This window comes from Streptomyces sp. NPDC087263, assembly GCF_044744645.1.
GTDB lineage: Bacteria > Actinomycetota > Actinomycetes > Streptomycetales > Streptomycetaceae > Streptomyces.
The window spans coordinates 114053-124309 of sequence record NZ_JBIUYT010000010.1 but is presented as its reverse complement, the minus strand read 5'-3'; the positions used below and the strand labels follow the sequence as shown (position 1 = coordinate 124309).

Here is a 10257-nt window from a genome sequence, read left to right as displayed (position 1 = left end):
CTCAGCCCCGTTTTGACCAGCGGTACAGGTCTGCCCGCTGTCCGGGCCCCTCCGATCACCAGGTGGAGGCAGCGGCCGCCGCCGTGGGACGGAGCGGCGACCTGCGGCGAAGGCGTCGTACGGAGGGACTGACTCCGTGGGTCGATGAACCCGGACGGCCGAAGCCCTCGGCCCGTCCGGACCGGAAGTCCGGGGAAGGGCCGGTTGGTCCCCATTGGGGTGGGGACCGATGGCCCTGGTCCCCCTCCGGGGCTGTTCAGAGGGCCTCACCGGGCAAACCCCAGCCCGGTGAGGCCCTGCCCCGCCCCGCTCTGTGACAGGTATCACCGCTCAGGTGTGACCTGCGATTTAGGGACCCGCGTCCGGCGGCGATAACCTGCGAGACGGACATGCCGCGCGCTCGGACACCGTGTGCGCCACCCTTGTGACAGCGGACGTCACGTTGCCCTTCGCGGCACGCCCACGGAGACAGCAGACCGCAGAGCGGCGAGATCACTGATAGGGACGGACGCGCGTGGACCTGTTCGAGTACCAGGCGAGGGACCTCTTCGCCAAGCACGGTGTACCGGTGCTGGCCGGTGAAGTCATCGACACGCCTGAGGCAGCCCGCGAGGCGACCGAGCGTCTTGGCGGCAAGTCCGTCATCAAGGCACAGGTGAAGGTCGGTGGCCGAGGCAAGGCCGGCGGCGTCAAGCTCGCCGCCACCCCGGACGAGGCCGTCGCCCGGGCGACGGACATCCTCGGCATGGACATCAAGGGCCACACGGTCCACAAGGTGATGATCGCCGAGACCGCGCCCGAGATCGTCGAGGAGTACTACGTCTCGTACCTCCTCGACCGCACCAACCGCACCTTCCTCGCCATGGCGTCCGTCCAGGGCGGCGTGGAGATCGAGGTCGTCGCGGAGGAGAACCCCGAGGCGCTCGCGAAGGTCCCGGTCGACGCCAACGAGGGCGTGAGCATCGAGAAGGCCCGCGAGATCGTCGCCCAGGCGAAGTTCCCGGCCGACGTCGCCGAGCAGGTCGCCGAGATCCTCGTGACCCTGTGGGACACCTTCATCAAGGAGGACGCCCTCCTGGTCGAGGTCAACCCGCTGGCCAAGGTCGCCTCCGGCAAGGTCATCGCCCTCGACGGCAAGGTGTCCCTGGACGAGAACGCGGAGTTCCGCCAGCCGGACCACGCCGCGCTCGAGGACAAGGAGTCGGCCAACCCGCTCGAGGCCGCCGCCAAGGCGAAGAACCTCAACTACGTCAAGCTCGACGGCGAGGTCGGCATCATCGGCAACGGCGCGGGTCTGGTCATGTCGACCCTCGACGTCGTCGCGTACGCCGGTGAGAACCACGGCGGCGTGAAGCCGGCCAACTTCCTCGACATCGGCGGCGGCGCGTCCGCGGCCGTGATGGCGAACGGCCTGGAGATCATCCTCGGCGACCCGGACGTCAAGTCCGTCTTCGTCAACGTCTTCGGTGGCATCACCGCCTGTGACGAGGTCGCCAACGGCATCGTCCAGGCCCTCCAGCTGCTCAAGGACAAGGGCGAGGAAGTCACCAAGCCCCTCGTCGTGCGCCTCGACGGCAACAACGCCGAGCTGGGTCGCAAGATCCTGTCGGACGCCAACCACCCGCTCGTGCAGCGCGTGGACACCATGGACGGCGCGGCCGACAAGGCCGCCGAGCTCGCGGCTGCGAAGTAAGGGACGAGGGAAACAACCGCCATGGCTATCTTCCTCAACAAGGACAGCAAGGTCATCGTCCAGGGCATGACCGGTGCCACGGGCATGAAGCACACCAAGCTCATGCTGGCCGACGGCACGAACATCGTCGGCGGCGTCAACCCGCGCAAGGCGGGCACGTCGGTCGACATCGACGGTACCGAGATCGCGGTGTTCGGCACGGTCGCCGAGGCGATCGAGAAGACGGGCGCGAACGTATCCGTCCTCTTCGTACCGCCGGCCTTCGCCAAGGCCGCCGTCGTCGAGGCCATCGACGCCGAGATCCCCCTCGCGGTCGTCATCACCGAGGGCATCGCCGTCCACGACTCCGCCGCCTTCTGGGCGTACGCGAAGTCGAAGGGCAACAAGACCCGCATCATCGGCCCGAACTGTCCCGGTCTCATCACCCCGGGCCAGTCGAACGCCGGCATCATCCCGGGCGACATCACGAAGCCGGGCCGCATCGGCCTCGTCTCGAAGTCCGGCACGCTGACGTACCAGATGATGTACGAGCTTCGTGACATCGGCTTCTCGTCGGCGGTGGGCATCGGTGGCGACCCCGTCATCGGCACCACCCACATCGACGCTCTGGCGGCCTTCGAGGCCGACCCCGACACCGACCTGATCGTGATGATCGGTGAGATCGGTGGCGACGCCGAGGAGCGTGCCGCGGACTACATCGCGAAGAACGTGACGAAGCCGGTCGTCGGTTACGTCGCCGGCTTCACCGCGCCCGAGGGCAAGACCATGGGCCACGCCGGCGCCATCGTCTCCGGCTCCTCCGGCACGGCCGCCGCGAAGCAGGAGGCCCTCGAGGCCGCCGGCGTCAAGGTCGGCAAGACGCCGACCGAGACGGCGAAGCTGGCCCGCGAGATCCTCAACGGCTGAGTTTCCCTGGCCGAACGCACGGACGGGCCCGCACCCCCTCACCGGGGTGCGGGCCCGTCCGCGTACTCGCCAGGCCTCCGGTAACCCGCACCCGCCGGTCCTCCGGTAACCCGCACCCGCCGGTCCTCCGGTAACCCGCACCCGCCGGGCCTCCGGCAATCCGCAGTCGCCAGCCCTCCGGTAACCCGCACCCGGCAGGCCTGCGGCAACCCGCACTCAGCGGCCTCCAGCAACCCGTTCTCAGCGGGTCTCCGGCACCAGCCTCTCCGGGCCGCTCACCGTCTGGGACTTGAGGAAGACGTGCAGTTCCAGCTGCTCGTCGGAGAGCGGGCCCGGGGCGGCGCGGGGTGGCAGACCGCGGACTTGCGCGCCGGGGGCCATGGGGGGCTCGTAGTGGTCGGCGGCCGTGTGCAGGGTCAGCGAGGTGGCGCCGACGAGCAGCACCGTGAAGGCGATGGCGGCGCGCGTCCAGGTGCGGGCACGGTGTTCGCTGCCGTAGCGGACGGAACGCGGTTTCGCCGCGCGCAGCCGCTCCGTGGTGGCGAGTACGGTCAGCCGCCGGTGCAGTTCGTCGGGCGCGGCCAGCTCCGGCAGCCGCGCGGCGACGGCCTCGCGCGCGTGCAGCAGCCGGTTGGCCGTCGCGGGTGTGCTCGCCTCCGTCTCGGCCGCGGTGTCCGGCAGGTCGAGGCCGATCCCGTCGTACAGCAGCAGTGTCCGCCGGTAGATCGGCGGCAGCTTCAGGAATACGTCGAGCAGCGCGCGGTCCGCCGGATCGGCCGGGGGCGCCTCCGGGTGCCGGTGCCCGGGGCGCAGCCGGTGCCAGGGGGAGAGCGCGTGTTCGTACGCCGTTGCGCGCACCCACCCGGCCGGATCCCGGTCCACGGCCACCTCGGGCCAGCGGTGCCAGGCCAGTTGGAAGGCCCGCTCCACGGACTCGCGCGCCAGCTCGCGCCGGCCGGTGAGCAGGTAGGTCTGCCGTACGAGGGCGGGAGTGCAGAACGCGTAGAGGGCGTCGAAGGCCTGAGGGGGCGTCAGGGGAGGGGGCGGGGGAGGCAGGGGGTCGGGTTCCCTCTCCCTCTCCCTCTCCCTCTCACTCTCGCCTTGGCTCTCGCCTCCGCGCTCGGGTGCGGCTTCGGCTTCGGCCTCGGTGACCGGCTCCTGACGGGTGGTCACGTCTGTCCCGGCCTCGGCCTCGGTCCCGGGCCCGGGCCCGGCCTCGTCCTCGACGTCGGCGGGCGTGGCCTGATCCGGCGCGGTCAGCAGTCTCGCGTACGCTCCCCGTTTGCGGCCCCGCGGCGCCGTCCGGCCGGTTTCCCACGAGCGCACCGTCTCGCGGGTGACGCCCAATTTGGCCGCAACGTCGGCCTGGCTCAGCGACTTGGCCTCGCGCAGGCGGCGGCGTTCCTTGGGGGATGGCAGCGGGGGCGCGGGGCTCTGTGTCAGCTCGGACTCCACAGCGCGCCCCTTCGTACGAAAAAGTACATAACCGTATATTGAGCGACACATCCAAGGTTCGCCTGTTACGACGAGAAAGCGCGTGTCGTTGGGAGCATGACGGGCGTGACCCAAATGACCGACCGCAGGCTGTCGTTGTCGCCCCTGCTCACCCGGATGCGTGAGCGATCCCCCGGACTGGCCGCCAGCCTCCTGGGTGGTGTCCTCGCGGCGGGGCTTGGACTGGGCTCGTTCGCCGTCCTCGTCATCGTGCTGTGGATCAGCTCCCCGTACCCCGACAGCGGACCGGGCGGCGCGCTGCACGTGGCCGCGGCCCTCTGGCTGCTGGCCCACGGCGTCGAACTCGTCCGCACCGACACGCTCTCCGGAACGCCCATGCCGGTGGGTGTCACACCGCTGCTCCTCGTCGTGCTGCCGGTGTGGTTGCTGCACCGGGCGGGACGCGACGCGGCTGATGAGGAGTCAGAAGCCGTGCCCCGTACGGCGTGGGTGGGTGTCGTCGCCGGCTATCTGTCCGTCGGCGGGGCCGCCGCGCTGTACGCCTCGGGCGGGGAGCTGCGGCCCTCCTGGGTGTGGACCGCCGTATGCCTGCCGCTGCTTGCCGCGGGCGCGGCGGGGGCGGGGGTGTGGACGGCGTACGGGCATCCGCGTGAGCCCGTGCCCGGGTGGGTGCGCCGGGTGCTTGACGGCCTGCCCCCGGGCGTACGCCGCCACGTCGATGCCCACGCGTTCGCGCCCGACGGTCGTCGCTTCCTCGGCGGCGTGGCGCGGGCCGCCGGAGCCGGGGTGGCGGTGCTGGTCGGGGGAGGGGCGTTGCTCGTGGCCGTGTCGTTGGTGTGGCACGGGGGTGCGGCCCGCGGTTCCTTCCTTCAGCTCACCGAGGTGTGGTCGGGGCGGTTCGCCGTACTGCTGTTGTGCGTGGCGCTGGTGCCGAACGCCGCGGTGTGGGGGGCGTCGTACGGGCTCGGGCCCGGGGTGGTCCTGGGGGCGGGGCAGGTGGCGGGGCCGTTGTCCTCGGCGGCGCCCGGTCCGCTGCTGCCGGCCTTTCCGCTGTTGGCCGCGGTGCCGGGGGCGGGGGCGCCGTCGGGCTGGGTGAGCTTGGCGAGCGGGGTGGTGCCGGTGGCCGCGGGGGTGACGGTGGCGTGGCTGGTGGTGGCTTCGGCGGTGCCGGGGGGTGGGGACGGGAGTGCGGTGGTGTGGTCCCGGGGGCGGGCCGTTTGCGGTGTGGTGGTCGCGGGTGGGTTGTGCGGGGGTGTGTTTGCGGTGCTGGCCGGGATGGCCGGGGGGGCGCTCGGTGTGGCGGGGCTGGCCCATTTCGGGCCGGTGTGGTGGCAGGTGGGGGGTGCCGTGGTGGTCTGGGTGGTTGGGGTGGGGGTTCCTGTGGTGGTGGGGGTGCGCGGGTGGCGGGTTCGGGTGAGGCGGGTGCCTCGGGTGCGGGTGCCGAGGTTGTGGTTGCCGTCATGGGGCTCGTGGGGCTCGTGGAGCTCGCGGGGCGAGAGGGGGGTGGAGTCTCCGGGGCAGGTACCGGAGCAGGCCGAGGGCCCGGCGCAGGCTCAGGCCCAGGTCCAGACCCAGACCCAAGGGCAGGACTCCGGCTTTGACGAGCTGTATGACCTTCTGCCGTCCGACAGCGTGGGGTCTCCGTGGCACGAGGACGTGGCCCGTGAGGCCCGCTGGGCGGCGCTCAAAGAGGCGTCCGCTCCTGTGGAGCCGGGGGAGCCGGGTGAGCCAGGGGAGCAGGGGGAGCCGGGGTGAGGGTGGAGTTTTTCGCCCCCGCCGCCCCTACCCGTCCCGTACCGGGGGCTGCCGCCCCCAGACCCCCCGCTGTCGGCCTGAACGGCCTCGTCCTCAAACGCCGGACGGGCTGGAGATAGCCTTTCCGGCGTTCGAGATGGGGAGCATGGGGCGCTCACCCCTGTGCAGCCAGCCTGCCGCATCCGCCCCGCGTCTACCCCTGCGTCCCCAGGATCCCCCGCAGATTCTTCGGCAGAAGGTCGTTGCAGGACTGCTTTGCGACGTTGGTGAGGGCGTCGTTGGTGCAGGCGTAGTAGTCGCTGTAGACGAGTTGGGCGGCGAAGCCGGCGGCGACCATGGCGATGGCCAGGGACGCGGTGACCAGGCCGCTCACCGCGGCGGACTTCTGGGGGCGGGCGTTCGCCTGTTCGGACGCCGGGCTGTCCGGGTCCGGGGTGCGGGGCTTGGCGCGCAGGGCGCTGATGCTCCAGTAGAGGGCGAGCGCGCCGAGCAGCAGGGCGACGTACGGCCAGTTGAAGAGGGCGAAGAAGAAGGCCCACATACCGGAGAGCAGCGCGTACCGTGCGCGGCGCTGGGCCGGGTCCGTCGGGTCCCAGCGCGTACCGGTGCCCGGACCACTGCCGGGCCCGTCCGGACTGTCCTGGCCTTGACCCTGACCTTGCCCCTGCGGCGTACCGGGGCGGTCGCCGAAACCGCGGCCGCTGGACGGACCGGGCTGGCGGTCGCTCCACTGGCTGCCCCAGGGGGACGGCCCCGCGGGCCCGCCGGACTCACCGTGCTCGCCCGAACCCTCCGAACCCTCCGAGCCCGTCGAACCCTCCGAGCCCTGCCCGTTCGCCGGCCGCCGCGGCTGCCACGGCCGGTCGGGCGTCCCCTCCGGTGGCGGCGCGAACGGATTGTCGTCCGAGCCCGAGGAGGTCGAACCGGGGGAGGCTGAGCCCGAGGAGCTTGAGCCCGAAGAGCCTGAGCCCGAGGAGCTTGAACCCGAAGAGCCTGAGCCCGAGGAGCTTGAACCCGAGGAGCTTGAACCGGAAGAGGTCGAGCCCGAAGAGCCTGAACCCGAAGGGGTCGAGCCCGCAGGAGGCGTGTCCTGGCCCTGTCCGCCCGAGACTCCGTTCCCGTCGGCCGAGCCCCGTTCACCAGCAGGGCCGGAATCGGGCGTGTCCCCGCCTTCCCGTGGCGGCACAGGCGAAGGGCGCCGCTCGCGCAGCAGGAGCGGAGGGAGTCGGAGACTGCGGTCCGGCATCAGGTGTGCGTCTTCCCCTTGGTGGTGATGGCGGGCTCGTGCCCCGTGCGACAAGTGCCCGGGACCGGGGTCCCGGGACTTCGTAACAGCAGGGCCGGAGCCCAAGTACGCGTGCCCGGAACAACCGCCCCGGACCCACACGTACCCACCTCAGATCAACGCCCCACGCGCGCAAGGCGTTCCCCGCGCCGGACGGTGGTCCCAGATGGATCCTCCCCAGACGCTACCTTCCGGCCACGCCCCCGTCCCGTGGGGGCCGCCCGGTGTGCCGGTATCGTTGCTGACGGTCGGCCGCTTCGTAGGCTTCCCCGTATCCCGGGGCGCGATGCATTCGTACGAATGTACATACGCATGTGCAAGCGTGAATGTGTGCGTGTGAACGCATGGAACGAGCCTGGACGTGTCGGCCGCGCAAACGCTCCCCCGAGAAAGGGCCCCACTGTGGCCGCCAAGCCCGTGGCCAAGCGCCTTGTCGTGCTGGTCTCCGGATCAGGTACGAATCTGCAGGCACTGCTCGACGCCATCGCGGAGGCGGGGGCAGAGGCGTACGGGGCCGAGATCGTGGCCGTCGGCGCCGACCGGGACGGTATCGAGGGGCTCGCGCGAGCCGAGCGGGCCGGGCTGCCGACCTTCGTGAGCCGTGTCAAGGACCACGACACCCGTGACGAGTGGGACGCGGCGCTCGCCGAGGCGACCGCCGCCCACGAGCCCGACCTCGTGATCTCCGCCGGGTTCATGAAGATCGTGGGGAAGGAGTTCCTCGCGCGGTTCGGCGGACGGTTCGTCAACACGCACCCGGCCCTGCTGCCCAGTTTTCCCGGTGCCCATGGTGTCCGCGACGCGCTCGCGTACGGAGCCCGGGTCACCGGATGCACCGTCCACTTCGTCGACGACGGCGTCGACACCGGCCCGATCATCGCTCAGGGCGTGGTCGAGATCCGGGACGAGGACGACGAGAGCGCTCTGCACGAGCGCATCAAGGAAGTCGAGCGAAGGCTGCTCGTCGATGTCGTGGGGCGGCTCGCCCGCAACGGCTATCGCATTGAGGGACGAAAGGTAGTTATCCAGTGACCGCCACCGCCGAGAGCAACAAGCGGGCCATCCGACGCGCGCTTGTCAGCGTGTACGACAAGACCGGCCTCGAAGACCTGGCGCGCGGGCTGCACGAGGCCGGTGTCGAGCTCGTCTCCACCGGCTCGACCGCGTCGAAGATCGCCGCCGCGGGTGTTCCCGTCACCAAGGTCGAGGAGCTGACCGGCTTCCCCGAGTGTCTGGACGGCCGCGTCAAGACACTGCACCCGAAGGTCCACGCCGGCATCCTCGCCGACCTGCGCCTCCCCGACCACCGGCGTCAGCTGGAAGAGCTCGGCGTCGAGCCGTTCGACCTCGTCGTCGTCAACCTCTACCCGTTCCGCGAGACCGTCGCCTCGGGTGCGACGCCCGACGAGTGCGTCGAGCAGATCGACATCGGCGGTCCTTCGATGGTTCGTGCCGCCGCGAAGAACCACCCGTCCGTGGCCGTCGTCACCAGCCCCGCCCGGTACGGGGACGTCCTCGGGGCGGTCAAGAACGGCGGCTTCGACCTCACCACCCGCAAGCGGCTCGCGGCCGAAGCCTTCCAGCACACGGCCGCGTACGACGTGGCGGTGGCGAGCTGGTTCGCGGCCGACTACGCGGCCGCCGACGACAGCGGCTTCCCCGACTTCCTCGGTCACACCTACGAGCGCAAGAACACCCTGCGCTACGGCGAGAACCCGCACCAGGGCGCGGCCCTCTACGTCGACGGCACGGGTGGCCTCGCCGAGGCCGAGCAGCTGCACGGCAAGGAGATGTCGTACAACAACTTCACCGACACGGACGCCGCGCGCCGTGCCGCGTACGACCATGCCGAGCCCTGCGTCGCGATCATCAAGCACGCCAACCCCTGTGGAATCGCGGTCGGTTCGGATGTCGCCGAGGCGCACCGCAAGGCGCACGCCTGTGACCCGCTGTCCGCGTTCGGCGGGGTGATCGCCGTCAACCGGCCGGTCAGCAAGGAGTTGGCGGAGCAGGTCGCGGAGATCTTCACCGAGGTCATCGTCGCGCCCGGCTACGAGGACGGCGCACTTGAGGCGCTGGCCAAGAAGAAGAACATCCGGGTGCTCAAGGCCCTCGGCGGCCCGTCCAACCCGGTCGAGGTCAAGCCCATCGACGGCGGCGCGCTGCTCCAGGTCACCGACCGTCTCCAGGCGGACGGCGACGATCCCGCGAACTGGACCCTGGCGACCGGCGAGGCGCTCGACGACGCCGAGCTGGCCGAGCTGGCCTTCGCCTGGAAGGCCTGCCGGGCGGTCAAGTCCAACGCCATCCTGCTCGCCAAGGACGGCGCCTCGGTCGGCGTCGGCATGGGGCAGGTCAACCGCGTCGACTCCGCGAAGCTGGCGGTGGAGCGGGCGGGCGAGGAGCGGGCGCAGGGTTCGTACGCGGCGTCCGACGCGTTCTTCCCGTTCCCCGACGGCCTGGAGATCCTGACCACGGCCGGCGTCAAGGCCGTGGTCCAGCCCGGCGGTTCGGTCCGCGACGAGCTGGTCGTCGAGGCGGCGAAGAAGGCTGGCGTGACGATGTACTTCACGGGCACGCGACACTTCTTCCACTGATCGAGTCGCCGATCGAGTCGCTGATCGAGACGCCGATCGAGACGCGATCGAGAAGTACGGCTGATCCAAGCGTACGGCGGCCTCCGGCCCTCCCCCGAGGGGCCGGAGGCCGCCGTGTACGTCGGTCAGCAGGTGGCCAGGCCGGGGATCGGCTCGTAGTTGTTGCCGCCCGACACCTTGTTGGCGGGGAACCAGCCCCAGCCGCCGTCGGAGTAGACGTCGTCGCCCTGCGTCCACAGCCACCAGTTGTTCTTGGCATCCCCGACCGGCGCGTTCTCGCCGTACTGGACCTGGCAGACGAACCAGTTGTCGCCGGAGTAGAGGTAACCGGTGTCGGTTTCGTACACGCCGACCACGTCGCCCTGGTAGTTGTGGCAGTAACGCGCGGTGTACGTCTTGCCGAACGCCTGCTTCTGGCCCGCGTTTCCCCAACAGCCGTCCGCCGCCGCCGCGCTGCCCGGCGTCAGGGCGAGCGCGCCCGCCGCCAGTACCGCCGCCGCGCCGAGCGATGCGAGTGTGCGCTTCATGGTGTGTCCCTCCGGTCGTGCCACCCCCGTTGGTGGACA

At 71.0% G+C, this 10257-nt stretch carries 8 protein-coding genes; 5 read left to right on the top strand and 3 right to left on the bottom strand.

Annotation, left to right across the window (positions count from 1 at the left end):
* The first annotated feature begins 514 nt into the window (after positions 1 to 514).
* Together sucC and sucD are read left to right on the top strand one after the other, a co-directional pair.
* Positions 515 to 1693 carry an ADP-forming succinate--CoA ligase subunit beta gene (sucC, locus tag ACIPC1_RS30245; protein ID WP_402522635.1) on the top strand — a complete coding sequence of 393 codons (1179 nt, stop codon included), beginning with the start codon at positions 515 to 517 and terminating at the stop codon, positions 1691 to 1693.
* Positions 1694 to 1714: 21 nt separating this feature from the next.
* The gene (gene sucD / locus ACIPC1_RS30240) at positions 1715 to 2599 is read left to right on the top strand and encodes a succinate--CoA ligase subunit alpha (RefSeq protein ID WP_402522633.1); all 885 of its coding nucleotides are present in this window, start codon (positions 1715 to 1717) and stop codon (positions 2597 to 2599) included.
* A gap of 240 nt (positions 2600 to 2839) precedes the next feature.
* Here sucD and ACIPC1_RS30235 read toward each other — a convergent pair whose 3' ends face one another.
* Complete coding sequence (locus ACIPC1_RS30235) at positions 2840 to 4042, bottom strand: helix-turn-helix domain-containing protein (protein WP_402522978.1); 1203 nt, start codon at positions 4040 to 4042, stop codon at positions 2840 to 2842.
* A 108-nt stretch (positions 4043 to 4150) separates the two neighbouring features.
* Here ACIPC1_RS30235 and ACIPC1_RS30230 point away from each other — a divergent pair, with 108 nt between their 5' ends.
* A complete protein-coding gene (locus tag ACIPC1_RS30230; RefSeq protein ID WP_402522631.1) occupies positions 4151 to 5809 on the top strand; it encodes a DUF6350 family protein in 1659 nt (552 codons plus the stop codon).
* Positions 5810 to 6002: 193 nt separating this feature from the next.
* Here ACIPC1_RS30230 and ACIPC1_RS30225 read toward each other — a convergent pair whose 3' ends face one another.
* Complete coding sequence (locus ACIPC1_RS30225; protein WP_402522628.1) at positions 6003 to 7055, bottom strand: hypothetical protein; 1053 nt, start codon at positions 7053 to 7055, stop codon at positions 6003 to 6005.
* 441 nt (positions 7056 to 7496) lie between these two features.
* Between ACIPC1_RS30225 and purN the strand changes: the two genes are divergently transcribed.
* Positions 7497 to 8126, top strand: a complete 630-nt coding sequence (gene purN / locus ACIPC1_RS30220) for a phosphoribosylglycinamide formyltransferase (protein WP_402522626.1) — start codon at positions 7497 to 7499, stop codon at positions 8124 to 8126.
* Entirely contained in the window at positions 8123 to 9691 is a 1569-nt protein-coding gene (gene purH / locus ACIPC1_RS30215) for a bifunctional phosphoribosylaminoimidazolecarboxamide formyltransferase/IMP cyclohydrolase (RefSeq protein ID WP_402522624.1), read from the top strand. The genes purN and purH overlap by 4 nt, the downstream gene beginning before the upstream one ends.
* Before the next feature lie 125 nt (positions 9692 to 9816).
* Here the strand turns inward: purH and ACIPC1_RS30210 are convergent, their stop codons facing one another.
* The gene (locus ACIPC1_RS30210) at positions 9817 to 10218 is read right to left on the bottom strand and encodes a hypothetical protein (protein ID WP_402522622.1); all 402 of its coding nucleotides are present in this window, start codon (positions 10216 to 10218) and stop codon (positions 9817 to 9819) included.
* Positions 10219 to 10257: the final 39 nt, after the last annotated feature.